The 380-nt window shown below is 42.9% G+C and carries 1 protein-coding gene; it reads right to left on the bottom strand.

Translation table 11 applies throughout. The annotated features are described in order from the left end of the window. On the bottom strand, nucleotides 1–380 hold a 380-nt coding region (locus AAEY68_RS20770), incomplete at both ends, for a hypothetical protein (protein WP_350586793.1).

Genomic DNA, 380 nt, shown 5'->3' with positions numbered 1-380 from the left:
TTACCGGCTGCATCTTTTACTACAACCGTTACTTTTTGGTCGTCTTCAACACCGGTTGTGGTACCTGTAATTTCAACGTTTGTATTTTCACCATTGCCATTTATTACGTTGTCGTCTGTGTCATTTATATCTACCGTTACAGTAGCTGTGGTGTCTTTGGTAAAGGTGGTTTCGTTTGTGGCTAAATTGCCCTCAACGTCTAATGCGCTAACACTTACTGTAATTTCACCATCGGCAAGCGTTGTTATGTCTGCTGCATCAATAACCCACTCACCCGCTGCGTTAATTGATACGCCAGGAACAACAACTGTGTCGTTATTGCTATCTGTAAAGGTGACTGTCGCGGTTTGGTTTGTATCGGCTTCTTCTATTACACCGTT

It is taken from the genome of Pseudoalteromonas sp. RB2-MNA-CIBAN-0110, from assembly GCF_040309305.1.
Taxonomy (GTDB): domain Bacteria; phylum Pseudomonadota; class Gammaproteobacteria; order Enterobacterales; family Alteromonadaceae; genus Pseudoalteromonas; species Pseudoalteromonas arctica.
This window is presented reverse-complemented; position numbering and strand designations above follow the sequence as displayed.